Raw genomic sequence first — 25,202 nt, forward strand, 5'->3', positions numbered from 1 at the left:
ATATTAAAGGAAATTAAATGGAATTTTTATATTCTGATGAAGAGAATTATTTAAAAAATAGATTTTTTGATTTTTTTAATATGAATATAGATAAAGATAAATATACAAGTATTGGAATTTGTGGTGGTCGAAGTATAGTCAACTTTTTAAGTGTTTTTCTTAAGCAAAATTTTTCTTTTAGAAGATCACATTTTTTTTTAGTTGATGAACGTTGTGTTCCGTTGAATGACGAAAATAGCAATTACAATCTTTTAAATAAAAATTTTTTTTCAAAAATGGTCGATAAAAATTTAATAAGTATTTCCAAGTTTCATGCTTTTATTTATAACAAAGTAGATGAAACCACGGTTATTTATGATTACAATATTGAATTTAATTCTAGGTTTAATATTTTTGATCTTATTTTACTTTCTGTTGGTGAGGATGGGCACATTGCATCGCTTTTCCCCTCAAGAAAACTATTATTTTCGGATGTAGAAGGTTATCAGTACGAATATAATTCTCCTAAATTTCCTAGTAAAAGAATAAGCTTAACACCCAAATCTTTGTTTAATTCAAAAGCTATTGTTTTGTTATTTATGGGAGTTGATAAAAAGCGTGCTTTAGAAAATTTTTTGAGTTTGAATAGTTCTGTTAATGAATGTCCAGCTAGACTTCTCAAAGAGCATCCTAATTTATTAGTTCTTACAAACATCAAAAGAGATGAAGGTTATGCAGGATCCTAGACTTTCTAAGTATAAAAATACTAAAAATTTAGGCAAAAAAACCGTTGAAGAAATTGATTCTTTAGGTTTAAATAAAAACTTTTCCGATTCAGAGATTCAAGGTTCTATGCTTAGATCTTGGATAAGTCTTATTAAGGGTGATAAAAATAAAGCTCTTGTTGAATCTAGATCCAATAATATTGATGATTTAAAGCCGAGGTTTATTCGCAAAGAGAGTAAAGTTACAAAGATTGCAAAATATTTTTTAGCTATTGGACTTGAGAGATCCGCAAAGATTATGTCTGAACTTGATGATTCAGATATAATCTTGATTACCAGAGAAATTTCAAAGATTAGTTATATTGCCCCAGAAGAAAAAGATCATATTATCAAAGAATTTGAAGAGTTGCTAAGAAATGAAAAAAAGTATGTTAAAGTTGATGATAATTTTGCTTATGAATTGTTGAATAAAACATTAGGTAAATCTAAAGCCAAATCAATTTATAAAAAAGTTACCGGTAATGATATTTTTATTCCTTTTGACTATTTATCTCAAATTGAACATGAACAACTTTGGGCATTAATTAAAGATGAAAATATTAAAACGCTTGTAATAATATATAATTATTTAAATAAGGATCAAAAAAAGTATGTTTTTTCAATGTTAGGAGAAGAAGACAGGAGAGAATTTATAAAAGATCTTGCTAAACCAAGGCAATTGAGTATGGAGACTATAGAGGCAATTTCAAATAAGCTTAAGGATAGATTTAAGATGCAAGGAAGACTTAAAACAGATAAACTTGATGGATCTAAAATACTTGTTGATATTTTAAGCTATATGGATTCTAATGAGGAGAAAAATCTTCTTAATAAAATTAATATGCGGGAATTAAATCCTGTTTTAGACAATGAAATTCGAGAAAAAATATTTGATATCAATGTAATATTAAGGATCATGGATAATGATTTGCATAATATTTTAAGAGAATTTACGGATAAAGAGATTGCAATTATTATTAAAGATAAAACCGATGAGGTTAGAAGTAAAATGCTTTCAAATGTTTCAAAAAGGCGCAAAGAAATTATTTTAGATGAAGAAGCTTTTTTAGGAAAAATAAGTAAAAAAGATTTAAAAACTATGACATTGTCTTTTATTAATTATATTAAAAATTTAACTTTAAAAGGCGATTTAGTAATATATAGAAAAAATGAGGAATTTATTTAATGACACTTGACAAGTTGCGTAAAAAATATATTGAATTTTTTAGATCAAAAAAACATTTTGAAATAATGGGTAAATCATTGGTTCCTGAAAATGATCCGACGGTTCTTTTCAATACAGCCGGCATGCAGCCCCTTATTCCCTATCTTCTTGGAGAAGTACATCCATCAGGAGATATGCTTGTTAATGTTCAAAAATGTTTGAGAACAGGCGACATTGATGAGGTTGGAGATTTAAGTCATTTAACTTTTTTTGAAATGCTTGGTAATTGGTCTCTTGGAGCTTATTTTAAAGAGTATTCTGTAAGGTGTAGTTTTGAATTTTTGACGTCTTCTGATTATTTAAATATTCCAAAAAATAGTCTTTATGTGAGTGTTTTTGAAGGCGATCAAGAGATTCCTCGTGATACAGAGACGGCTAAAGTTTGGGAAAGCTTGGGTATTCCTAAAGATAGAATATACTATCTTCCCAAGGAGCATAATTTTTGGGGACCTGTTGGGTCTAAAGGGCCTTGTGGACCAGATACTGAAATATATGTGGATACCGGAAAGGTTGAGTGTTCTCTTGGCTGTAGTATTACGTGTTCTTGTGGCAAGTATTTTGAAATTTGGAATAATGTTTTTATGCAATACAATAAAGATGGAAATGGTAATTACGTAGAATTGGATCGAAAATGTGTTGATACAGGAATGGGTCTTGAAAGGACGATTGCTTTCTTGCAAGGCAAGTCTTCAGTTTATGATACGGATGCATTTATACCTATAATAAAGAAAATAGAATTTATTTCTGGTAAAATTTATGGACAAAAAGAAGACGATGATAAGTATATTAGAATAATTTCTGATCATGTTAAAGCGGCCTGTTTTATTCTTGCTGATAGTTCTGTTATTTTTCCCTCCAATTTAGGCCAAGGGTATGTTTTAAGAAGATTGATAAGGCGATCTATTAGGTATGCAAAAAAGCTTGGAATAAAATCCTATTTTTTAGCTGATCTTGTTGATTCTGTAGAGGCTATTTATAGATCTTTTTATAATGAGTTAACAGAAAAAAAAGACTTCATTAAAAAGGAATTGAGCACAGAAGAAGAAAAGTTTTTTAGAACTTTATTTCAAGGTGAGCAAGAATTTATTAAAATAACACGAAATTTACCTTCCAAGACTATTCCTGGTGATATTGCCTTTAAGCTTTACGATACTTATGGGTTTCCATATGAAGTAACAGAAGAGCTTGCTTTTGAATATGGCTTTAATGTTGATAAGTTAGGTTTTAATGAATATTTTAAAAAGCATCAAAAGACTTCAAAGAAAGGAAGTGACAAAATCTTTAAAGGAGGGCTTGCTGATTATACTTATGAGACCACCAAGTTACATACAGCAACCCATTTGCTTCATAAGGCGCTTCAATTAGTACTAGGTGATCATGTTAAGCAAAAAGGAAGTAATATTACTGCTGAGCGATTAAGGTTTGATTTTATCCATTCTAAAAAGATGACAGATGATGAGATAAAAAAAGTTGAAGAGATTGTTAACTTACAGATAAAAAATTCTTTATCTGTGAAAAAGTCTATAATGGAATTAAATGAAGCTCGAGCAAAAGGAGCGATGGCTCTTTTTGGGGAAAAATATGATAATTTGGTGAGCGTTTACGAGATAGATGGATTTTCACTTGAAGTTTGTGGAGGCCCTCATGTAGAGAATACCAATGAGCTTGGTATTTTTAAAATACAAAAAGAACAATCCTCATCTTCAGGTATAAGAAGAATAAAGGCTGTTTTAATTAATAAGTAAAATTATTTATTATTTGTTGATTTATTTTAATAAGGAGGTTTTATGATAAAATCAATTTTGGATTATTTATTGACTTTACATCCTGTATTATTAGGACTCTTAGGTTCTACTTTTACTTGGTTTACCACAGCTTTTGGAGCAGGAGCAGTTTTTTTCTTTAGAAAAGTAGATAATAAAATAATGGATGCTATGCTTGGGTTTTCAGCAGGTATTATGATAGCGGCTAGTTTTTTTTCTCTTATTCAGCCGGCCATAGAAAGAGCTGAAGAGCTGGGATATATCACTTGGATGCCAGCTGTTTTTGGATTTCTTGTTGGGGCATTTTTTATATATATTGTGGATGTATTTATTCCAGATCTTGATAAACTTACTTTTATTGATGAAGATTTAACCAAGCACGGGAAAAAAGATTTTTTACTCTTTACAGCTGTTACTTTGCACAATTTTCCAGAAGGATTAGCTGTTGGAGTTGCTTTTGGGGCTTTGGCATCTAGTCCAGATATTCAAACTTTGGTTGGGGCTATGCTTCTTACGCTTGGTATTGGTATTCAAAATATGCCCGAAGGAGCGGCTATTTCTCTGCCTTTGAGAAGGGGCAATGTTCCTTTGGCAAAATGCTTTAATTATGGCCAAATGTCGGGCTTAGTAGAAATTGTAGGGGGCCTTATGGGTGCTTATGCGGTTTATTCTTTTACTCGAATCTTGCCTTTTGCTTTAGCTTTCTCAGCAGGAGCTATGATTTATGTATCCATTGAACAATTAATCCCCGAGGCTAAGAGAAAAGATATTGACAATAAAGTGCCAAGTATATTTGGTGTTATTGGTTTTACATTAATGATGTTTCTTGATGTTTCATTGGGTTGAAATTAACCAAATTTTCCACTGATATATTCTTCAGTTTTAGTATTTTTAGGATTAAAGAATAGTTCATCAGTTGGGCTTTCTTCTTCAATGCATCCGTTAAGGAAAAATGCAGTTCTATCAGATATTCTTCCGGCTTGTTGCATGTTATGGGTTACAATGATTATTGTGTAGCTTTCTTTTAAGTTTATTATTAGCTCTTCAATTTTGCCTGTTGATATCGGATCTAGTGAGGAAGTAGGTTCATCCATTAATATTACATTTGGCTCTATTGCAAGAGTTCTTGCAATGCAGAGCCTTTGTTGTTGCCCTCCTGACAAACTTAAGGCATTAGTATTGAGTTTATCTTTGACCTCGTCCCAGAGTGCAGATTTTTTTAGCGATTGTTCTACTATTTCATCTAGCGTTTTTTTATCTTTTGTTCCGTGAATTTTTGGGCCATAGCTTATGTTATCATAGATAGACATTAAAAATGGATTAGGAGTTTGGAATACCATTCCTATTTTTCTTCTAAGTTCTAGAATATCGAAATTATTTGAATAAATGTTTTTTCCCTCATATATTACATTGCCCTCTATTTTAATGCCTTCAACAAGGTCATTCATTCTGTTTAGAGTTCTTAAAAATGTTGATTTACCGCATCCAGATGGTCCTATTAAAGCAGTGATACTATTTTTTAATATTTTAATATTTATTTTGTTTAAAGCCTTAAAGTCTGTATAAAATAGATTTAAATTTTCTGTTTCTATTATAATTTCATTTTTTGGTTTATCTTTTTCTTTTACCACTTTATTTAATCCTATATAATTTGTTTATTAAAAATTTTGATGTTAAGTTTATCACGAGTACCATTATTACAAGTATTGAAGCAGTCCCAAATCCTTTGTCCAGGTGTCCTTCTTGGAATAACATCAGTAAGTGCACAGTCAATGTTCTTGATGGTTCATTTAAATTAGTCGCAAGTCCCAAATTTGTTCCCATTGTAAAAAGCAGTACAGCTGTTTCTCCTAAAGCTCTTCCTATTGCAAGGACTATTCCTGTTAGTATTCCCGGAATAGCTGCTGGAACCATAATTTTAATTATGGTTTCTGTTTTGTTTGCTCCTAGGGCGAATGAGGCATACTTGTATGATTTTGGGATTGTTGCAAAGGTTTCTTCGGTTGTTTTAACAATCATTGGTAATATCATTAAAGAACTTGTTATTGCCCCTGAAAGTATTCCCATCCCAAAAATTGGCACAAAAAATATCAGTCCGAAAAGTCCAAAAATTATTGCAGGGATTGAAGACAAAATGTCGACACTCATAGATAGTATTTTATAAAATACTTTATTAGAAGTGTATTCGGCAAGCATTATGCCAGTACCTATTCCAATGCATATTGAAATAACAATTGTTAGTAATATTACATAAAAAGTATTTAAGATCAGGTAAGAAATTCCACCATATGCACCAGAATCTCTTGGAACAGATAATATGAAATTTAAATTCAAAGGACTACTTTTATCAAAGTAATGCATTCTAATAAATGGTGCTTCAATATTTTGAAAATAATGCCAAGGCACAATTGCTAGTGCACCTTCTGTTTGTTCTATAGTCTGTATTATTTTTTCTTTTTGGCCAATAAATTTTATTATTTTTAATTTAATGTCCTTTGATATTAAATTAACCCATTTTTCTGTACCTTTGATAAGTTTTTCAACTTCATTAACACCTAGTGTAGTAATTATTTCATTTTCATTTTTTGTTAAAGTTTTTTTACTTATTAGTACAGACATAGCTTTTGTTTTTAAAGCTTTAATGTTGGGATATAATTTAAAATCCAAGGACTCAAATTCTTCTTTTGTTAAATAACCCACAGAGCCCGTTGTGCTATTTATGGTTTGAAGCATTTTTTGAGTAGATGGTTCGAGTTTTACGTATCTTTGATTAAATGAATTGTTTTTGGTTAGTGTTCTTAGAATAGCCTTGTTAGATATGCTCTCAAGTGAATTGGCAATAGGTATAATATCAATTCCTTGATCTGAAATACTTCCCCAGTGTGAAATTTTATTATTATATATATTGTAAATGTCTTTTGTTGAGATTGTATCTATATTCACATTTTTGTTAACGATAAAAGCAATTTGTATTTCTTTGTTGTCTTCTGTTTCAAATGGCACAAAATTTTGAGTTTTGTTTAAAAATAAGGTTTGTTTTTTTTTGAAATAAAACAAAGAGTTATACAATATATACCCTATTAGAAAAATTAGTAGTGCTGTTAAAAAATAAGCAATGAAATTAATTATAAAGAAATAGAATTTGTTAATCAATTTGTTTATTTGAGCTTTGGTCACTTTTTCTTTAACCTTTTGTTTGAAGATAGTATAAAATTTTTGAGTAAATTTGTAATTATTGAAAATAGCAATAGCACTAGAGCTGTAGAAAAGAGAGCTTCTTTATGTGTACCCGAGGCGTATCCCATGTCCATGGCAATATTTACAGTTAGCGTTCTAATAGGAGAAAATATATTTTTTATAAAAAGAGGAGAGCCTCCTCCAACCATTAATACTGCTACTGTTTCTCCAATAGCTCTTCCTATTGCTAATATCGTTCCTGCTAAAATGCCTCGACTAGCCGATGGTATTATTATTTTATATATTGTTTGCCAGTCTGTTGCTGCTAATGCAAGAGATGCAAATTTATATGATTTGGGAACGGCTTTAAGTGATGAATAGCAAACGCTAATTATTGTAGGAACTATCATTATGCTTAATATGAGTGATGAGCTTATTAAATTGTATCCCAAATTGTCTTCTCTTTGAAAAATGTTTTTTACTAAAGTGGCAATAAATGTGCTTCCAAAAAATCCGTAAACCACGCTAGGAATTCCTGCCAAAAGCTCTATTACTGTTTGTAAAAATTGGCGATAAAGTCCTTTTGCTTTTTCAAATAAATATATTGCGAATCCCAATCCAATTGGTAAAGCGATTAAAATAGAAAAAAATGTAGTTAAAAAGGAATTAATAATGAATGCCAAGATGCCATAAGATTTTTGTAGATTGCTAGTAGGATCCCAATTTGTACTAAATAAAAAGTTTAAAATATTAATTTTGCTAGTAACAAATGGCGTTATTCCGGTTTTTAAAATAAACGTAGCTAAAAATATTATTGATAAGGAGCTGATTATTGCAGATATAAGAATAAAAGATTTAAAGATAATTCCAACTATCTTTCTTTTTGTCTTTAAGCTTAGATGCATTTTTTAAAAGAATCCCTTAAAGCTCATATCAGTGTTAAATTGTATTACTCGATTTAACATTAAGTCAAGTAATCTTTTCTGTAATTTAATTATGTTTTTATCCCCAAAAAACCTTGTTCTTCAATGATATCTTGTCCGATTGAGCTTGTCATAAAATCAATAAATTGAGTTACGCTTGTATCTTCATAATTGCTATTTGTAACTATTATTAAATTTCTTTTAATGGTGTATTTATTACTATTTATTGTTTCTTTTGTAGGGTATGTACTGTTTACAGAAAGTATATTTAAACCCTTTTCTATTGCATTTTTTGCATATCCAAGACCTATATATCCTATTGAGTTTGGAGTAAGGCTTGTTTTTTCAATTACCTCTCCATTGGATTTTACTACTATTCCGTCTTGCCTAAATTGAGATTCTTCGTGAGTTGTAAATATTTTATTAAGAAGTAGCTCCCTTATAGATGAATAAGAGCCAGAAGAGGAGTCTCGATTAATAAAGTTGATTCTAGCATCTGGTCCTCCTACTTGTCTCCAATTTTGAATTGTCCCATTTAGTATTTTAGCTAAATTTTCTTCTGTAATATTTGTAATTTTTATTTCAGGACTTGTGATGAAAATTAAAGCGTCATAAGCGAATACAGTTTCTTTTGCTCCTTGTTCAATCTCTTCTTTTGTTAAATCTCTTGATGATATGGCCATTTTATATATTCTGTTAAATAATCCGTTTATACCAACACTACTTCCTTGTGCATCGTATGTTACTTTAGTATTACTGTTTATTTTGCTATATTTTAAAATCATTTCGTCTAGTATTGGGCTTACAGTTGTAGATCCCCCAATTGATACAATTTTTTCATTGTCTTGATTTTTACAGTTGTATAATAAACCTGTTGACAACATAAAAATTAAGATAATAAATTTTTTCATCAAGCAAACTCCTTTGTTTAAGTATATAATATCATTAATTTAAAATAAGTCAATTGTAAATTAACTTTATTGATTTATTGATTAAGTTATAATTGAGGGAATAATAGTAAATATTTTAATTTTTTGGTATAAATTACTACTAGATTTGTATGTTAAGTTTTGAGAGGTATTTAAATGGCGGTAGTGAAATCTAGTGAGATTGAAAAAGGTTCTTTTTTGCTTATCAAAGGAGTTCCCCATATTGTTATTGAAAGAGAGTTTTCAAAAACAGGTAGGGGAGGGGCAATAGTAAGGTTAAAGCTTAAGAACTTAAAAAACAAATTTGTTATTAGAGAAACTTTAAAAGGGGCGGATACTGCAGAATCAATTGAAATTTATGAAGTTAGTGCTCAGTATTTATACAAAGATAAAGACGTTTTGGTTTTTATGGATTTAGAAACTTATGATCAAGTTAGTTTGGACTTAAAAGAAAGTGCTAATTTTCAAGATAAGGTACCTTTTTTGCATGAGTCGGAAATCTATTCCCTTATAATGTTTGATAATGTGGTTATTGATATTAAGTTGGCTCCAAAAATTGCTTTTGAAGTCGTAGAAGTTGAAGCAGCTGTTAAAGGCGATACTGTAACAAATGCAATGAAAAATATTACTCTTAATACAGGGCTTGTAGTAAAGGCTCCACTTTTTATTAATGTTGGAGATAAAGTTTTAGTTAATTCTGAAACCAAAGAGTATGCAGAGCGAATTAAAAGTTAAATTAATATTATTTTTCTGTTGTATTGTTTGTTCTTGTGAAATAAGTTATCCCGAGATAAAAGAACTTGATTATAAGATAAATTATTATTTTACCGAGAATCGTCTAGATTATTTTATGAGTTTTGATTTTGCAATTAAAGTTCTAAATCCAAAAGATGTTTTTAAATTGTCAATAGAGAATAAGAATACCGGTGAGTTTATCCAAGTGGTTAAGGATGATTATAGCTCTTTTTTCATTGATTCTAGCCTTGGTAGGGATATTCTGTATTGTCGAGATTTGAGGTTTAATTTTTTTGACGAAACTTTTGAAGATTTTACTGCATTTGTTCGTCTTTTTGATAAGGGAATGAGGGTATACAATAGAGAGATTGTTATTTCTTTAGGTATGTCAAAATACGATTTAGATGATGTTCATGATTATGTATATAAGTCTAAGGATATGGCAATGTTAAATAAGTTAAGCAATTCTCAAGTATTTTTTGTTAAAACTTTTAAAGACAAGCTATACCCCACCTCTTCAGTTGTTAAAGTTGATTCATTAGACACTTTAGAGATTGATAAAACATTGGATAATTACATAAGCTTTTATTATATCGAAAAAAATTCAAATCTTTTTTTTAAGATTAATTAAAAAGATTAAAAGATCAAATTGGGCCCACCAGGACTTGAACCTGGGACCTACCGATTATGAGTCGGGTGCTCTAACCAACTGAGCTATAGGCCCTTAGCTTTAATTTATTATATTTATTTTTTATTCATTGTCAAGTTCATGTTGAAGAACTTCTATTTTAGAAGTTAAGGCATTTAATTTGTTATTAATTTTATCTTTTTCTTTTGTTAGGACTTGCATTTTTTGTTGAATGTTTTTTATTTCTTCTTGTTTTGAGATTTTTATTAAATCATTACTTAAGTTTAATATTTTTTGGTTTGTTTTTTCTATTTTTTGGATTACTGAGCCAATTGCACTGGTTTTAGTTGTGATTTTATCTTTTTTGGTGGTTTCGATAAATTCTTCAGCAATTTTTTTTAAAATATTTTCTTTATTTTTTATAATAACATTGATTTCGTGTTGTATTTGATTCTTTTTGTATATTTTTTCTTTTTTGCTTTTATATATTATTTGTTTGATTTCTTCTTCCATGCTTTTTACATTTATTTTAATTTCATTTATTATTTTGAATTCTTTAATAATTGCATTGCTTAATTTTTTATTTAATGAAAATTCATTTATTATGCTTTCAAAATTTTCAGAAATGTAATATTTCGTTAATACTTGTTTTTCGAATTCTTTTGATATTTTATAAACATTTACCATATTTATGATATTGTTTATTGCAGATTTGATTTTAAGTATTATTCTTTGCAAATAAATTTTTGTTTTATAATCGTTAGTTAATTCTATTTTTTTATATTTTTCAAGGTTCAATTTAGAAAAATTCATGTTGTATTTTGATATTAATTCTAGGTTTTGAGGATAAATTTTGATTATTGTTATAGCAATTTCTTTAAGGGTTTTTTTGTACGATTTGCTAACAGATTTATCTTCTGTTTTAAGAATATAAATTTTTTTGTTTAAATTTTTTAATATATTTTCATTTTCTTCTGATTTGCTTAAATTGCTTTTCATTTGGTACAATTTTTTTTCTGTTAATTTTAGATTAGGATAGTGGTTTAAATTTTTTAATTCCACTGTATTGTTATTTTTTAATATTTTTCCAAGTTCAATTAAGTCTTTTTCTTTTTCTAGCTTTAACAAACTTATTTCAGATTTGATTTTTTTTATCATGATGACTCTTGTTTTATTCTATGCTCTGGCAACTTTTTTTTCAAGATCAAATTTAGATATTTTATAATAAATTTTTCGTCCATGAGGGCAATGTTTGATTTCTAGTTTAAAAAATTCATTTATTAAAAATTTGCTAAACTCAACACTTAATATGTCATTTGTTTTAACAGCCTTTCTACAGGCAATAGTAGCATATAAATCAGATTCAAGAGAATTTATTGTCCTACTGCTTCTTGATTGTAAAAAATGAATAAGAGTGTTTTCATATTGATTGCAAATATTAGGGATAGATTCTAGTTGATATTTTTTAGAGTCTATTTTAGAAATTATTATGTCCATTTTTTTGTATTCTTCAATTTCACTATCTATAATTTCTTCTATGTTGTTATCAACTATTGTGAATTCAATTGGTATTAAAAGCTTTTGAACAGTTTTTTTTGAATTTCTAAGTTTTTCATATATTATTTTCTCGTGAACTGCGTGTTGATCTATGAAGTAAATTTCATTTACTTTTTCGACGATCAAGAATTCAGAAAATATTTGTCCAATATAGTTAAATTTTATTTCTTCTCCTTCTTCTTCTTGTTTTATGTTTAGCGAATTTTCAAACTCTAAAAAGTTGTCAGAGAAAGTGCTTGTAATATTTTCCTTAAGTGTTGGTCTATTTTGCACAATTGAATTATATTTTCTAAGTCCAATGTCGTTTTGTAGTATATTTTTGTTTAATTCGTTTGCGGTATTTTCTGATTCTAAATTTTTATTTTGTGGTATGTTGTATGTGCTAGCTTTGTTAAAGCTTTCCGATTGGTTTATCATTTCTATTAAATGATCATCATCTGTTAATTGTCTTTTTATTATTATGTCGTTGTAGTCATTTGTGTCTTTATCGAAAAAATTATTAATATTGTCAGATATTAGTTTAAATAAAAATGGAAGATTGAAAAATTTTACTTCTTTTTTTTGAGGGTGAATATTAAAGTCAATGTATTCAGGGTTTATTTCTAAAAATAAATAACATATTGGAAAGTTTCCAGGGGAGAGTATTCTGCTGTGTCCATTAGTTATTGCTTCTAAGAGATCTTTTTGATCGATAAGTCTTCTGTTGACAAATGTTTTGATATGTCTTTTGCTTTTTTTAGAAAAATCAGCTGGTGCTAAAAATATTTCCATTTTTATATTTTCATGCTCTTTTTTTAACACTTTAAATTTATTATTTTCTATTACATTGCCATATACATTCTGTACTCTATCAATTAAGGATTCTTTAAAGTAAATTTTTCTTAGTTTTTGATTTAAATTAATCTCGAAATCGATTTCGGGGTGAGTTATTATTTTTTCTTCTAAAACTTTTAGGCACATTTTTGTTTCAATAGGTTCTTGCTTTAAGAATCTTTTTCTTGCTGGGAAGTTATGGAATATTTTTGTAACATCTACTATTGTTCCGTTTATGGCTGGTTGTTTTTTAAAGCATTTTTCAATTCCATTTTCTATTTCTATTTGATAGCTTTCATTGTTATTTATTGAGCTTGTTATTGAAATGTTGGAGCAAATTGCAATACTGGAGAGAGCCTCTCCTCTAAACCCTAGAGTTTCTATTTTTCTTAAATCTTCTTCTGAGGATATTTTTGAGGTAGTGTGTGGTAGGTAGCAGATTTTTAAATCCTCTCGACCTATTCCGCTTCCATTATCTATTATTAAGATTTTGTGAATTCCCCCTTCTTCGAGAAAAACCTCAATTTTAGTGGCTCCAGAGTCTATTGAATTGTCTAACAATTCCCTTAATATTGAACATGGTCTATCTATTGATTCTCCTGCTGCTATTTTTTGAACTAAGTATTTATCTAAGAATCTTATTTTGTTCATTGAAATTTACGTTCCTATTATTTTTTTAATATTTTCATTTTTTTTGTAATTTGGAAATTTTTTGACAAGTTCTCTTAATGTTTGATCATTGTTATCCTCATTATATTCTATTATTCCAAGCGCGTGTAGAGCTTCTGGACTGTTTGGTTTTAATTTTGTATATTCCTTTAGAAGGTCTTTGGCCCTTGTGTTGTCATTAATTTCGATTAAAGTGGTTGCAAGATTATATTTTGCTTCAATATCTGAATTGATTATTGCTTTTTCAAAAATTTCAATTGCTTTTTGATAATTTTTTTGTTTTTTGTAAAGTATTCCAAGATTGTTTAAGGCCAATCTATTGTTTTTGTTTATTATCTTTTCAAGAGTTGAGATTGCTTGATTCTTATTCCCTGATTTTTCATATGCTTTTGCTAAATTTATGTATGCTGAGGTATTTTCAGGGTTTTTTTCAATTACTAAGTTGTAAAGCGATATAGCATTTAGGTAGTTTTCGTTTTTAAGATTTATAGATGCTTTTAAATATAAATATTCACTTTTTTCTGGATTTAAGTTAATAGCCTTGTTTATTGTTTCAAGAGATTCTTCAAGTTTATTGTTTTCAAATTTTGCTATTGATAGGTTATAAATAGCTATTTCGTTGGGGTTTTTTGAATTGTCGTTAAAAAAACTTAAATACTCTTCACTTTTTTTAAAGTTGCCTAAATTGTTTGACACTATTCCAGCTTTTAATGCGTAATTAAGTTTTTTGTCAAGATCGTAGGCGTTTTTAAAGCTTGCGAATGCCTGTTGCATATCGCCATTTTTTTCTTCGGCTATTCCTTTTTGGTAGTATGCAGTATCATAATTGTTATCAATTTGTATTGCTTTTTCAAAAGATTCTATTGCTTTTTTGTTTTTATTTAGCAACATTAAAGCTATTCCTTTATTATTATGTGCTTTTTTATGTTTTGGATCGAGCCTTATTGTTTGATCAAATGATTCTATTGAGGGTTCATACTTTTTAAGCTTGAATCTAATAATTCCAAGTTTATAGTAATCTTCCTGGATATTTGTGAGTTTGGTAATTTTTTCATATATATTTTCTGCTTTTAGCAGATCTCCATTCTTTTCATAAGCTTGGGCTAAAGTTTTAGAGACATAAGCATCATTGGGATTGATGTTGAGATATTCGTTTAGATCTTTAATGGCTTGTTGCCTGGTTTTTGTGTTTTCAAGATCAATAGGTTTTATTGAATAAATTTTAGATTTTAGGTCTTCTGAGTGCTGTATTTTATTAGCTTGAGCTAAAGTGTTAGAGGCATAAGTATCATTGGGATTGATGTTGAGGAATTCGTTTAGATCTTTAATGGCTTGTTGCCTGGTTTTTGTGTTTTCAAGATCAATAGGTTTTATTGAATAAATTTTAGATTTTAGGTCTTCTGAGTGCTGTATTTTCTTATCTTCTGTATTTAATTGAGAAATGTCTTTTTTGTAAGGATCTTTTGGCATATTAATTAAATTTGGTTCAATATCTTTTTTTATTAAGGTTAATAGTAAACCGGAGGCTTCTTTGTTTTTAAAACTTTCAATTAACTCATTTACTTTTTGGAATTTGTTACTCAAACCTTTTTTGATTAATTCTTTCAATCTGTTTTTTCCAATTGTGACTTTACCCGTATTAATATTGTCTAATATTTCATAAAGCTCTTTTTTTATTAAGTAACTATATGGTCTATTAATTTTTCCTATTATTGTTTGATTGGATAAAGAAGGGTTACTTTCTTTTCTAAAATTTGAAGAGTCTTTGTTAAAAGATAGAACATCATTATCCTTGTTTGAATATTTATCGTTGTTTGGATTTTTTAAAATATGCTCTGAAATTTTTTCTTTGGAAAAATTTGTGTTTTGATTACCATCTTCTATTTTTTGAGCATTATTTAAAATATTTTCATTATTTGATTTTTTACTTAAATTTTTTTTTAGTTTTTCTAAATTAAATAAATTTTTTTGATCATCAACGTTTGATTTGAGATTTGGAGATTGTATTACTTGGTCTTCTTCTTCTTCTTCTTGCTTTGTATTTGGGTTTATTTTTTCCGGTATTTTGCTTTTTTTAAATTCAGATATGTCTTCATCTTCAATACTAACATCATCGTTTCTGTCAGAATAGTTTTCTGTTATTGCGCTGTCTTTAATGTATCTATTATTAAATGCGATATCAAAATTTTCGTTTACATTTGATTTTGCATTGTCTTGACCTTTGATCTTGTCTAAGATTTGATTGGTAGAATCTCTTTGCAAGTCGTTTGATTCAAAAGGACTGCTGTTGGCAATCTCTGCTAGTGTATTTGTAAGCATTTCAATATCTTCATTTTGCGGGTATTTGTCTTGCATAAGTTTTGCAACAGAATATGCTTTTTTATAGTTTCGATCTATTACGCTATTTTTAACTTCGTTTAGCATTATTTCTTGATTTTTATCATTCAATTTGTTTTGATATATGTAGTAGCCAAAACCTCCAAATGATAAAATAAGTAAGAAAATTAAAAGCAATAATACCGAAAAATTTGTACGTGTTTTATTCATCTATATATAACTCCTCTTGCCAATTAAGTTTTTCTAGCTCAATTAAAGAATTTGTCTCCAGATTGTCTTTAAAACCATCTTTAAGTATTTGATTTTTATCTTCTTTTGCGTATACAATATGCTCGGTTCGTCCCTTTAAACTTTTGTCAAGTTTTTCAAGAGTAATTTTTTCATTTCTTAAATAGCTTATTATAAGCAAAATGCTATCTTTTTTTTCTGTTTTTGACCTAAGGGTGATAAATTGTGAGTAGTCGTGAATAGCCATAGTATATGAATCCCAGGCCTTTTGGTATTCTTTTTCTTTAGATGTTATTTTGCCCTGTTGAACATAGGCATTAGCTCTGTTTAGCAGAGCGCTGTCATAATTGGGTTTGCTTTTAATAGAATTAGAATAATATTTTATTGCCAAAGGATAATATCCTTCCCCTCTGTTAAACATTATATTGCCTAATTCATAATATAGTATGTAATCAATCTCGCCCCCTATTGCAATTCCATCTAGCAAAGCCCCCTCTGCTTCTGTTAGTTGATTGTTTTCTCTGTATGCTATTGATAAAAAGTAGTATCCAAGCTGTACTTTTGGATATTTTTTAATAGCATCGCTTAGCGTTTCTATTGCTTGAACGTAATTTTTGTTTTTCATTTCTTCTTTGCCAATTCTAATTAGCCTTTGAGAATATGCTAATTTTGAATTAAATATTAAAATTAAAAATAAAATAAAAATTTTGCATTTTTTATTTAATAAAAAATATATCCTCATTTTTTTCCCATTCTACTTAATTTAGATTAAATGTCTCCAGCTTTCATAAGTTTCTCTTAAAATTTATTTCTTGCTTCAATTTTGTTTTGAAAAAAAATAAATTCTAACAAACTATTTTTTTCATTAGATTTTATCTTTCTATTGTTTTTTAATTTTACCAGATTCTCACAATATATTAAATAACATATTGCTGGTAATAATTTCCTCTCGTTTTCATCTTCTAGTTTTTCAATAAGATTGAATTTTATATTTTTGAGAATAATTTTTAGAATTCTTGATCTTGTTTTTAGTGATCTTATTAAAATGTATGATCTTTGATAATCTAGTTGGTTGGGATTTATTTTTTGCATTTTTATTATTTTTTTAGGTATTGTAATTTTATTTTCGTCAAGATAAAGTAGCATGTCTGATATGAATTTGAAATGCTTATTTTCAATATTGGGATAAAAAGATAGAAAATATACAAATATTTGATTTTGTATTTCAAAAGTTTTGGTTTTAAAAAAATCTTTCATATATTGATAAAAAATTTTTTTATCAATATTATCGGCATAAATATAGAATGCAATCCATCCATAAGTTTCTATATTTTTAGAATTTTTTTTGACATAGTGCATCATACTTTGTATGAATACATTTTTAATGTATTTTTCTTTAAATATGGGAGAGCTTTCGTAAGGATTGAAATTTGTTTTGTCAAAAGATATAAAAAAATCTTCTGTTTGAAATTTTGCGTTTATAATTTCTTTGATTTTTTCTTTTATGTTGATTAATTTATGTTTTTCAATGTATTCAAGTGCAGCTATGAAAGATTCCCAATTATTCGATATTTTGTCTTTAAAAAACCAAGTTAAATATTTTTTTATTATTGTTTTTTCAATCACATATAAATAACACTTTAATGTGTCTTTAAAATCTTGTGGAGTGTATTGTGTAAAATCACTGAAGAAATAATTAAAGTTAATATTTTTACTCGAACCTTTGTAAAAAATTTCATTTAAACTTAAAGTTTTTATTGCACGCAAATAGTTTAAAATTTCATTGTATTTTAGTGTTAAAACTTCTTCTTCCAAGTGTTTGTAATGCTTTATTAAGATTTTGATGAAAATGCTTCTACTTAAACACCCAACCGGCCAATATGTAAGTATTAGTATTTTTTTTAGTTTTATTAATCTGCTTTCTTTATTGATTAAGCTTGATTTAAAAACTTTTTGATTTTCTAATTGATTTTTAAAATTTTTATTTAATATATTTAATATTTTAATTTTATTCTTGTTTCTTACAGCTACTAGAATGTCTATTGTTTGCTCTAAGTTATCAATGTTAATATTGCTAGAAAAGTTTAATATAATTTGCTTGTAAATGTTTTTTTTTTCTTGAGAATAATAAGGGTTATTTTGTATTTCAATTAGTTTTAAAAAGTTGTTGGATTTTAGTTTATATGTTATTCCCAGGGTTTTGGGACTGAAATTGTCTTCTTTACTTATTTGAGTGAGATTTTTACTTCTTATGATTTCTAATATCCATTTTTTGATTATTTCAGTTTTAGTTTTTTTGTAGTAGTATTCTTCAAGTGAAGTATTTAATTCATTTTTTTCCTTTTCATAATCATTGCTAATTTTAATAAGTTCAATTATTTCAGGTTTTTCTAATTTGTAAAGTTGAGAAGAAATACTATATTTTAAAACTTTTTCTTCTATATGTTTGATTATGTACTTTTTTAATGTAGCAAGGGAATCATAAAATTCTGGATCCTTTTTAATCGTTTTCATCTATTCCTTTTTTTATAATTTCCATTAAATTTTTATCTTTTTTTGCAAAATTTATTATTGCCTCTAAATAACCCTCAAGAGTTCCTATGTCAATTCTTTTCCCCTTAATATTTTTATACAATACTTTTTTTTGACTCATCAGCTTTTTTAAAGCATAAATGTGAAAATATTCACCTTTTTGATGTAGTTTAAATCCTTCTTCTAAATGTTCAAAAAACTCATGGTTATACAAAAATCTTCCAATAGATGCTTTATTGCTAGGCTCATTTCCAATTTTTGGTTTTTCAACAATGTCTTTTACGTGGATTTCGTCTTTGTAGAGTTCTATTACTCCGTATCTGTTTATATTTTCTGGATTTTCAATGATAGATATTATATTCTTTCCGGTTTTTTCATGAAGTTTGATTAATTGTAAGCTTAATGGTGGATTTCCAATGTGAAGATCGTCAGGGTAGGCCACAATTACGGGCTCTTTATTTATCCAGGGTTTTGCATAAAGCAGTGCATTTCCCGTGCCCAACATTTCTTTTTGTCTTATGAAGCTTATATTAATTTTTTTATTTTTAATCTTTTCCAACTCATTTTTTTTATTCTCTTTTAAAAAATTATTTTCAAGTTCAATTTCTCTGTCAAAATAATCCTCAAGAGCTTTTTTTCGCCTTGAGCTTATTAATAAAATATCTTTTATTCCTGAATCAATAAATTCTTGGATAATATAATCTATAGCTGGTTTGTTTAAAATTGGTAACATTTCTTTTGGGATTGTTTTTGTTATTGGTAAAAACCTTGTTCCATATCCAGCTGCTAGAATAATGCCTTTCATTATTTTCTCTCTTGAAATAAGATTATAGCAAAAATTTAATTTTATATATTGATCTATTCAATGTTTTTAAAAATTGTTTTAAAATTTTTTTTATGTATGTAAGTTCGGGTAAATATAAAGGTAAAAAAATTTTTTTCCCCAGGGCTAGCACTGTTAGGCCCGTGATGTCCCTTGTAAGAGAAGCTTTTTTTTCTATTATTTTCAAGGATATTATTAATTCAAAATTTTTAGATGTTTTTGCGGGGACTGGTATAATGTCCGTTGAAGCTCTTAGCAGAGGAGCAAGTCTTGCGCATCTTGTTGAATGCAATAAAAAAATTAAAATTACATTGGAGAAAAATTTTAGCTTTGTTGAGGAATTTTATAAATTTTTTTTTCAAAGAGCAGAAGATTTTTTAGGCAAAAAAGATCTTTTTTATGATTTTATTTATCTTGATCCTCCTTTTAATTATAAAAATAAGGTTAATTTACTTGAAATTATTCTAAAAGGTAAAATTTTAAATGATAAAGTTAATATTATTATGCATTGTCCTTTTAGCGAAGATCTGGATATAAATACATCAAAATTTTCAGTTTATAATTTGAAAAAGTATGGGGGATCAAAACTTATTTTTTTAAGGCTATTGTAGGGTTTGGTTTTCTTTCATAGTTAAAGAGAATGAGTTGAATTTCATTTTTATTTAATTCTTGAATGTTGTTTTTTATTACAAAATCGTCCACCATTTTTAATGGATTTTTTTTGTAATTTCCATTTATATCTTTTATTAAAATTTCCTTGTTTTCAAGATCCATTATTATTTCTTCTATTTTGTAAGTTTGGTTTTTTTTGTTTATTATAGATAAATTTGGCAAAATGTTCATTTTGTATTCAATAACAGCAGCTTGGAAAAGATTTTCATTATTATTTTCTTTGGCGACTCTTACTATTTGTCCATAATCAAAAGGTGCAAGTATTGTTAGAAAATTTTCTAGCATCTTAATGTCAAATTTTTTGTTTTTTGCTTGCTTGCTTGGTTCTTCTTTGTTCCAATAGTATTTTCCGCTATTTTCTATTAGGAATTTGATAGCTTCTAAAGGGTTGGCGCTTTCTTTTATTATTATTGGATTTACCAATTCATCGTAAGTATCTATTACACAAAAAATTCTAACAAGTTCATGAATGAATTTGTTAGTTTTTAGCTGAGGATATCCAGTTGCGTCAAGGTAGTCTTTTTGCCCATTGATTATCATTTTTGTAATAGCCGAAATATCCTCCCTTGTTCTAAACAAATTTTTGGCAATGTTAACATTTTTTTCCAAGTGTTCTATTTTTAATTTGTGTTGTTCTTTTAAATTTTTATCTTTAAGGCTTATTTTATTTCCTATATTTTCCAATATTGTTATATGCATTAATCCTATTGAGTGTAGCAATGATCCAAGTGACGCTTGTAGTATTATATCTTCTACATAAAAAAATTCTGTAAATTCGGTATATTCATTTTTATCAAGAAAAAATTTGATAGTTGAACGAGGTGCATTTTGCAAAGATCTTATTTTGTTTAAATTTGCAATTGTAATTAAAAAATAAATTGTTGTGTCTACTGAATGTAGCAGTATTGAATCGCCTTCTGCTTTGACTTTTCCTTTATAAAACTCATAATCTCTTCTAGCAGAATATAAATATAATTTTTTTAAAGTTTTTTTATCGTTAAGATTTTCTTTTGTCCTAAGTTTTTGAACATCAAAATAATGATATATTTCTAATAAAATTTTTTGCAAAGATATTATTTTGTGTCTTGGAAGTATTTTAAGACTTCCTTCTAGTATTTCTTTCCAATAAATTTGATTGGGCTCAGCTTCCATTAATGTATTTATTTTCATGAGTGGTTTTTTCCCTTTGGTAAAAAATATTGGGTCGTCTTCCTTAAAGGGCTTATATACGTCTTTTAGATTATCTATTAGTTTTTCTCTTAAATAATTAAGTTCATCATTTAAAATTTCTTCATTTATTTTTTTTATCAAGGTCTCATACGACTCATCTTCTTCTTTTTTGAGTACAGGAATGTACGATGTATTACCTTTGGCAAGTATTTTGATAATTTTTTCATTTACTCTTGTGCCAAGTTTTGATAAATTCCCTATTCTTGCAAAAATTACGTCTTCTTCACTTAGATCCTTTATTTGCTTTATTTCTTTAAGTATCACTTTTAGATCCTTTTAATCTTTAAATAAATGATGTCGCCGAGGAGAATCGAACTCCTGACACAAGGATTTTCAGTCCTATGCTCTACCAACTGAGCTACAGCGACAATTGTGATTTAGTTAACATGCTGCCGAGGAGAATCGAACTCCTGACACAAGGATTTTCAGTCCTATGCTCTACCAACTGAGCTACAGCAGCTTTTTTCCTCTAGTATCTTAATTTTTTCATAAGTATATATGTTTGTCAACTCTTTTTAAATTTTAGATTTTTGAATGTAGCGTTAGAAAATGATTTATGACCGGCTTTAGACTTTAGAATAAGCAATTTTGAAAATTTAGTTATTTTTTAATGTTGTGTAGCAATATATTGTTTGAGGTAACTTTTTAAATGATTTTAATTTTTTAAAAAATTTAAATAAAGATTTGCATTGTTATTTGATTTATAATAACAATGTTTTAAGGTGTGTATTTCATAAGTATTTAAGGAAAAAATTTATTCATGAAATTTTCAATCTCTTTTGTGAAGATATTGAAAAAAGTCCATATCTGTTGAGAAAATTTTTCTCTTATCTTTTAATACTGCTTTGTAGCTTTCTAATGCCTGCCAAAATTTATAAAATTCAACATTTTTACCATATGCATTTGAATAAATGTTTGCGGCTTCTCGGTCCCCTTCAGCTTTTATTTTTGCAGCAGTAGCTTTTGCTTCGCTTAATAAGCTAAGTTTTTCTTTTTCTATGCTTCCAAGAATTTCTGTTTTTTCAGCTAATCCTATACTTCTTTGTTCTTCTGCTATTTGTTGTCTTTCTGAAATCATTCTATTGTTTACAGATTCAATAAGGCTTGGATCGTAAGTAACTTTTCTTATTAGCACGTCAACGATTTCAATCCCAATATCTTTAGTATTGTCATTTGCTATATCGATTATTTCTTTTTCGATTATCTTTCGTCCTTTTGTTATTTGATAAATACTATTATTGTTTGTTTCTTGGGGAGTGAGTATTCCGTTGGACAGGCGTTGAATTGGATCGTTTGAGCTTCTTATAATTTCAAGCAAAGGGTATTTTGCAATAACTCCTCTAACGGCCGGTTCAATTGCTGCATCAATTCTAACGTAAGCCCTGTTCATTGTTTTTATTGTTGTATAAAATTTATTTATGTCTGCAATTTTCCATCTAGCTGTTGTATCAATCCATATTAATTGCTTTTCTTCTCCCCCTGTTGGGATTCTTTGAGGTTCTCCATCCCATCTAAGAATGATTTTGGGAAATATTTGTACATTTTCAATTAATGGGATTTTATATTTAAGCCCGGCTAAATTTTCAGTTCTTTGAATTTTTCCAAGTCGAGTGGTTATTGAAATTTCATTTTCTTTCAAAATATAAATTGGTTGAAAAATAGACAAAATAGCCAAGCAAGCTATTATTGTAAAGGCTATAATTTTTACAGTAGATAATAAAAGATTTATTATAAATTTCATTTATTTCACCTCTTTAAATGGTAGAAAATTTTTGAAGTTTTTGTCAATTATTTCAATATCGTCTTTGTTTTCAAGTATTTCTTTCATAGCTTCATTGTAGAGTCTTTCTTTTGTAATATCGGGATCTTTTAAGTAAGCGTCTAGTATGGCATTAAAAATTTCTGTATCTGCTAACGCATTGTTTATTCTGCTTTCTTTGTATCCCCTGGCCTCTTCAATAACTTTTAATGCCTCACCTTTAATTTTAGGTACTATTTGATTAAATTCTCTTTTCCCTTCGTTTATATATTTGTTTTTGTCTTGAATGGCAATGTTTACATCTTCAAAAGCTTCATAAACTTTTCCTTTTGGGGGTAGGGCATTTCTAATTTGTACTTGCACTACATCAATCCCCAAATTATAGTTATCTATTATTTCATTCATAGAAGATTTTACACCTTCTGTGACTCCTACTCTGTTGTCATTGATTATTTCAAAAATAGTATTATCTCCAATTAATCTGTTCATTGATGATTTTGCAATATCTTTAATTGTTGTCTCGGGGTCTTCTACTTTAAACTTATATGAGTAAGAGTCGCTTATTTTGTATTGTACCAACCATTCAATGTTTATGATATTTAAATCCCCAGTTATAATCATCCCCTCATCACTTTCATTGTCATTTCCTCTAATATCGTTTGGAGATATTATAAACCCAAATTTAATTTCCTGAACTATTTCTACAGGTAAGATAAATTTTTCTTCAATTAATGGAATCTTCATATGTATCCCTGAACCAAGAGTTCTGTTAAGCTTGCCAAGGCGAAGTACAATTGCTTCTTCTGATGGTCCGACTATGAATATGTTTGCAATAATTATTATTGATATTAGTATTAAAGTAATAATAATTATTAAATATTCGTAAGTTTTATTAAAAATTTGTTTTATGTCAAACATCTGCTTCCCCCAATGTTTTTAATTATTTTTATTTTTTAAGCGAATTTTATCACTACTTTTTAGATTTTATAAAGGTTATTGTTTCGATTTTATTATTCTGAATTTCCTTAATAAAATATTCTCCATCAGTTGTTTTTACGGTTTCGTCTTTTGTTGGTATTTTGTCAAGTAGATCTATTAAGTATCCCCCAATTGTATTTGTATACTCTTTATGTTTAATGGATATTCCAATTATCTCTTCAATCTCATCAAAAGTAGTTTCTCCAAGTATTGAGTAAGTATTGTTACTGATTTGTGTGATCAGAGGTTTTTCTTCTTGAATGTCGTATTCGTCAGATATTGCTCCGAAAATTTTTTCAACTATGTCTTCTATTGTAAGTATTCCTGAAAAACCGCCATACTCATCAATTACAATTGCCATTATTTTTTGCTTTTTTCTCATAATATCTAGTATGTCTTTTATTCTTTTGTTTTGCTGTACAAATACAGCCGGTTTAATAAATTGAGAAACGTTTTTATTCATATCTTTTTTATTGACCTCTATAAGGTCTTTAGCTATTAAAATTCCAATTATTTGTTCTCTGCTTTGCCTTTTGTATATTGGAATCCTAGAATATCCTTCTTCTTTAATCAATTTAATTACATCTTTTAGTTTTGATGAGCTTGAGAGCGAAAAAACCTCTGTTCTGTGAGTCATGATCTCAGAAGCTCTTACCTGATCTATATCTAACATTTTTTGCATAAATATTCTAGAGTCGTTTTTTAAAATTCCTAAATTTCCTGCCAAAGAGAGCATATTTTTGATGCTCTCTTTGGTTATTTTATAGCTCGTTTTAATTTTAAGGAAATTTAATATTTTTTTTATTATTTTGTTTATTATATATATTAGAGGAGTAAATATAATAATTAACGGTTTTAAAAAAAATGACATAGATAGAGCAATAATTTCATTGTTTAGAATTGCAATTTGTTTTGGAAGTATTTCTGCAAAAATTAAAACAATTATTGTTATTAGCCCTGTTGATATTGCAAGTGCACTGTTTCCATATTTTTCAAGTACAAATTTTGTTGTAAGTGTACTTGCAACAATATTTGATATATTATTCCCAATAAGAATAGTGGTGATTAATTTTGAAGGAGATTGCACCAAGTTGTATACCGATATTCCCAATTTTCCTTTTTTTTTAATGTCTTGTATCTGAATTATGCTTAAGGAAGTGTAAGCTGTTTCAGATGCTGAGAAAATAGCAGATAATATTATAAATAGTAGTATCACGATTAATTCTAGCATATATGTATTATTTTAATTTATCTTTAATAAAAATGCTTTAAATTATACTCTTAAGCAGTAAAAATATTTTTGATTTGACTTTTAAAGGCGCTGACCGGAATCGAACCGGCGAATCAAAGTTTTGCAGACTTCTCCCTTAGCCACTTGGGTACAGCGCCTTGCAACATTGCTTAGTTTATTAAAAAAATAGGAAATTGTAAACATATTTTCTATTTAAGGATAATTTTGGATTTCTTAGCTATTTTTATTA

At 27.9% G+C, this 25,202-nt stretch carries 20 protein-coding genes, 4 tRNA genes and 1 pseudogene; 7 read left to right on the forward strand and 18 right to left on the reverse strand.

All coding sequences use genetic code 11. The features are described 5' to 3' along the window. The first annotated feature begins 17 nt into the window (after window positions 1-17). From pgl to QIA41_RS03185, 4 genes are read left to right on the forward strand one after another with little or no spacing between them, the layout of a single operon-like run. Window positions 18-725, forward strand: a complete 708-nt coding sequence (pgl, locus tag QIA41_RS03170) for a 6-phosphogluconolactonase (protein WP_320292581.1) — start codon at window positions 18-20, stop codon at window positions 723-725. Continuing rightward, complete coding sequence (locus QIA41_RS03175; protein ID WP_320292582.1) at window positions 712-1,929, forward strand: flagellar motor switch protein FliG; 1,218 nt, start codon at window positions 712-714, stop codon at window positions 1,927-1,929. The genes pgl and QIA41_RS03175 overlap by 14 nt, the downstream gene beginning before the upstream one ends. Continuing rightward, window positions 1,929-3,713 (forward strand): alanine--tRNA ligase, encoded by a 1,785-nt coding sequence (locus tag QIA41_RS03180; protein ID WP_320292583.1) that lies wholly within the window; start codon window positions 1,929-1,931, stop codon window positions 3,711-3,713. Before QIA41_RS03175 ends, QIA41_RS03180 begins: the two co-directional genes overlap by 1 nt. Window positions 3,714-3,755: 42 nt before the next feature. Beyond that, window positions 3,756-4,577 carry a ZIP family metal transporter gene (locus tag QIA41_RS03185; RefSeq protein WP_320292584.1) on the forward strand — a complete coding sequence of 274 codons (822 nt, stop codon included), beginning with the start codon at window positions 3,756-3,758 and terminating at the stop codon, window positions 4,575-4,577. Window positions 4,578-4,579: 2 nt separating this feature from the next. Here the strand turns inward: QIA41_RS03185 and pstB are convergent, their stop codons facing one another. The 4 genes from pstB to QIA41_RS03205 form a co-directional block, all read right to left on the reverse strand. After that, window positions 4,580-5,362, reverse strand: a complete 783-nt coding sequence (gene pstB / locus QIA41_RS03190; protein ID WP_320292585.1) for a phosphate ABC transporter ATP-binding protein PstB — start codon at window positions 5,360-5,362, stop codon at window positions 4,580-4,582. A gap of 1 nt (window position 5,363) precedes the next feature. After that, window positions 5,364-6,800 (reverse strand): phosphate ABC transporter permease PstA, encoded by a 1,437-nt coding sequence (gene pstA, locus QIA41_RS03195; protein WP_320292586.1) that lies wholly within the window; start codon window positions 6,798-6,800, stop codon window positions 5,364-5,366. Between the two features lie 104 nt (window positions 6,801-6,904). Continuing rightward, the gene (pstC, locus tag QIA41_RS03200) at window positions 6,905-7,813 is read right to left on the reverse strand and encodes a phosphate ABC transporter permease subunit PstC (RefSeq protein WP_320292587.1); all 909 of its coding nucleotides are present in this window, start codon (window positions 7,811-7,813) and stop codon (window positions 6,905-6,907) included. An 89-nt stretch (window positions 7,814-7,902) separates the two neighbouring features. After that, the gene (locus QIA41_RS03205) at window positions 7,903-8,742 is read right to left on the reverse strand and encodes a PstS family phosphate ABC transporter substrate-binding protein (RefSeq protein ID WP_320292588.1); all 840 of its coding nucleotides are present in this window, start codon (window positions 8,740-8,742) and stop codon (window positions 7,903-7,905) included. 174 nt (window positions 8,743-8,916) lie between these two features. Between QIA41_RS03205 and efp the strand changes: the two genes are divergently transcribed. Beyond that, entirely contained in the window at window positions 8,917-9,495 is a 579-nt protein-coding gene (efp, locus tag QIA41_RS03210; protein WP_320292589.1) for an elongation factor P, read from the forward strand. Then, window positions 9,473-10,126 carry a hypothetical protein gene (locus QIA41_RS03215; protein ID WP_320292590.1) on the forward strand — a complete coding sequence of 218 codons (654 nt, stop codon included), beginning with the start codon at window positions 9,473-9,475 and terminating at the stop codon, window positions 10,124-10,126. Before efp ends, QIA41_RS03215 begins: the two co-directional genes overlap by 23 nt. 19 nt (window positions 10,127-10,145) lie before the next feature. On the opposite strand, the gene QIA41_RS03220 is transcribed toward QIA41_RS03215, so the two are convergent. From QIA41_RS03220 to QIA41_RS03250, 7 genes and pseudogenes are all read right to left on the reverse strand, one after another. Further along, window positions 10,146-10,219 (reverse strand) — tRNA-Ile (locus tag QIA41_RS03220). A gap of 27 nt (window positions 10,220-10,246) precedes the next feature. Further along, a complete protein-coding gene (locus QIA41_RS03225; RefSeq protein WP_320292591.1) occupies window positions 10,247-11,281 on the reverse strand; it encodes a coiled-coil domain-containing protein in 1,035 nt (344 codons plus the stop codon). An 18-nt stretch (window positions 11,282-11,299) separates the two neighbouring features. Further along, a complete protein-coding gene (gene mutL, locus QIA41_RS03230) occupies window positions 11,300-13,144 on the reverse strand; it encodes a DNA mismatch repair endonuclease MutL (protein ID WP_320292592.1) in 1,845 nt (614 codons plus the stop codon). Between the two features lie 6 nt (window positions 13,145-13,150). Further along, window positions 13,151-15,709, reverse strand: coding sequence for a tetratricopeptide repeat protein (locus QIA41_RS03235; protein WP_320292593.1), 2,559 nt, complete (start codon window positions 15,707-15,709; stop codon window positions 13,151-13,153). Beyond that, window positions 15,702-16,469 (reverse strand): tetratricopeptide repeat protein, encoded by a 768-nt coding sequence (locus tag QIA41_RS03240; RefSeq protein ID WP_320292594.1) that lies wholly within the window; start codon window positions 16,467-16,469, stop codon window positions 15,702-15,704. The genes QIA41_RS03235 and QIA41_RS03240 overlap by 8 nt, the downstream gene beginning before the upstream one ends. A 43-nt stretch (window positions 16,470-16,512) precedes the next feature. Then, a pseudogene (locus QIA41_RS03245) lies at window positions 16,513-18,241 on the reverse strand (BB_0208 family protein). After that, window positions 18,228-19,064: a UTP--glucose-1-phosphate uridylyltransferase gene (locus QIA41_RS03250; protein ID WP_320292595.1), complete on the reverse strand. Its 837-nt coding sequence runs from the start codon at window positions 19,062-19,064 to the stop codon at window positions 18,228-18,230. Before QIA41_RS03250 ends, QIA41_RS03245 begins: the two are co-directional and overlap by 14 nt. 92 nt (window positions 19,065-19,156) lie before the next feature. On the opposite strand from QIA41_RS03250, the gene rsmD reads away from it, so the two are divergent. Beyond that, window positions 19,157-19,693: a 16S rRNA (guanine(966)-N(2))-methyltransferase RsmD gene (rsmD, locus tag QIA41_RS03255; protein ID WP_320292596.1), complete on the forward strand. Its 537-nt coding sequence runs from the start codon at window positions 19,157-19,159 to the stop codon at window positions 19,691-19,693. On the opposite strand, the gene QIA41_RS03260 is transcribed toward rsmD, so the two are convergent. The 7 genes from QIA41_RS03260 to QIA41_RS03290 all read right to left on the reverse strand — a co-directional run bounded on the left by QIA41_RS03260 (window position 19,671) and on the right by QIA41_RS03290 (window position 25,110). Continuing rightward, window positions 19,671-21,248: an HD domain-containing phosphohydrolase gene (locus tag QIA41_RS03260; protein ID WP_320292597.1), complete on the reverse strand. Its 1,578-nt coding sequence runs from the start codon at window positions 21,246-21,248 to the stop codon at window positions 19,671-19,673. The two genes, rsmD and QIA41_RS03260, sit on opposite strands and share 23 nt — an antisense overlap. Before the next feature lie 31 nt (window positions 21,249-21,279). Further along, window positions 21,280-21,352: transfer RNA gene (locus QIA41_RS03265), tRNA-Phe, on the reverse strand. 19 nt (window positions 21,353-21,371) lie between these two features. Next, window positions 21,372-21,444 (reverse strand) — tRNA-Phe (locus QIA41_RS03270). A 309-nt stretch (window positions 21,445-21,753) separates the two neighbouring features. Continuing rightward, entirely contained in the window at window positions 21,754-22,725 is a 972-nt protein-coding gene (gene hflC, locus QIA41_RS03275) for a protease modulator HflC (RefSeq protein ID WP_320292598.1), read from the reverse strand. Then, a complete protein-coding gene (gene hflK, locus QIA41_RS03280; RefSeq protein ID WP_320292599.1) occupies window positions 22,726-23,661 on the reverse strand; it encodes an FtsH protease activity modulator HflK in 936 nt (311 codons plus the stop codon). A 52-nt stretch (window positions 23,662-23,713) separates the two neighbouring features. Beyond that, window positions 23,714-24,952: a hemolysin family protein gene (locus QIA41_RS03285; RefSeq protein WP_320292600.1), complete on the reverse strand. Its 1,239-nt coding sequence runs from the start codon at window positions 24,950-24,952 to the stop codon at window positions 23,714-23,716. 85 nt (window positions 24,953-25,037) lie between these two features. Then, a tRNA-Cys gene (locus QIA41_RS03290) sits at window positions 25,038-25,110 on the reverse strand. Window positions 25,111-25,202: the final 92 nt, after the last annotated feature.

The organism is Borreliella sinica, from assembly GCF_033969665.2.
GTDB classification, from domain to species: domain Bacteria; phylum Spirochaetota; class Spirochaetia; order Borreliales; family Borreliaceae; genus Borreliella; species Borreliella sinica.

Bases quoted from the DNA above. Each gene is read 5' to 3' on its own strand.
- pgl (WP_320292581.1), top strand. From the start codon at position 18: ATGGAATTTTTATATTCTGATGAAGAGAATTATTTAAAAAATAGATTT.
- QIA41_RS03175 (WP_320292582.1), top strand. From the start codon at position 712: ATGCAGGATCCTAGACTTTCTAAGTATAAAAATACTAAAAATTTAGGC.
- QIA41_RS03180 (WP_320292583.1), top strand. From the start codon at position 1,929: ATGACACTTGACAAGTTGCGTAAAAAATATATTGAATTTTTTAGATCA.
- QIA41_RS03185 (WP_320292584.1), top strand. From the start codon at position 3,756: ATGATAAAATCAATTTTGGATTATTTATTGACTTTACATCCTGTATTA.
- pstC (WP_320292587.1), bottom strand. From the start codon at position 7,813: ATGCATCTAAGCTTAAAGACAAAAAGAAAGATAGTTGGAATTATCTTT.
- QIA41_RS03205 (WP_320292588.1), bottom strand. From the start codon at position 8,742: ATGAAAAAATTTATTATCTTAATTTTTATGTTGTCAACAGGTTTATTA.
- efp (WP_320292589.1), top strand. From the start codon at position 8,917: ATGGCGGTAGTGAAATCTAGTGAGATTGAAAAAGGTTCTTTTTTGCTT.
- QIA41_RS03215 (WP_320292590.1), top strand. From the start codon at position 9,473: ATGCAGAGCGAATTAAAAGTTAAATTAATATTATTTTTCTGTTGTATT.
- QIA41_RS03225 (WP_320292591.1), bottom strand. From the start codon at position 11,281: ATGATAAAAAAAATCAAATCTGAAATAAGTTTGTTAAAGCTAGAAAAA.
- mutL (WP_320292592.1), bottom strand. From the start codon at position 13,144: ATGAACAAAATAAGATTCTTAGATAAATACTTAGTTCAAAAAATAGCA.
- QIA41_RS03235 (WP_320292593.1), bottom strand. From the start codon at position 15,709: ATGAATAAAACACGTACAAATTTTTCGGTATTATTGCTTTTAATTTTC.
- QIA41_RS03240 (WP_320292594.1), bottom strand. From the start codon at position 16,469: ATGAGGATATATTTTTTATTAAATAAAAAATGCAAAATTTTTATTTTA.
- QIA41_RS03250 (WP_320292595.1), bottom strand. From the start codon at position 19,064: ATGAAAGGCATTATTCTAGCAGCTGGATATGGAACAAGGTTTTTACCA.
- rsmD (WP_320292596.1), top strand. From the start codon at position 19,157: ATGTATGTAAGTTCGGGTAAATATAAAGGTAAAAAAATTTTTTTCCCC.
- hflC (WP_320292598.1), bottom strand. From the start codon at position 22,725: ATGAAATTTATAATAAATCTTTTATTATCTACTGTAAAAATTATAGCC.
- hflK (WP_320292599.1), bottom strand. From the start codon at position 23,661: ATGTTTGACATAAAACAAATTTTTAATAAAACTTACGAATATTTAATA.
- QIA41_RS03285 (WP_320292600.1), bottom strand. From the start codon at position 24,952: ATGCTAGAATTAATCGTGATACTACTATTTATAATATTATCTGCTATT.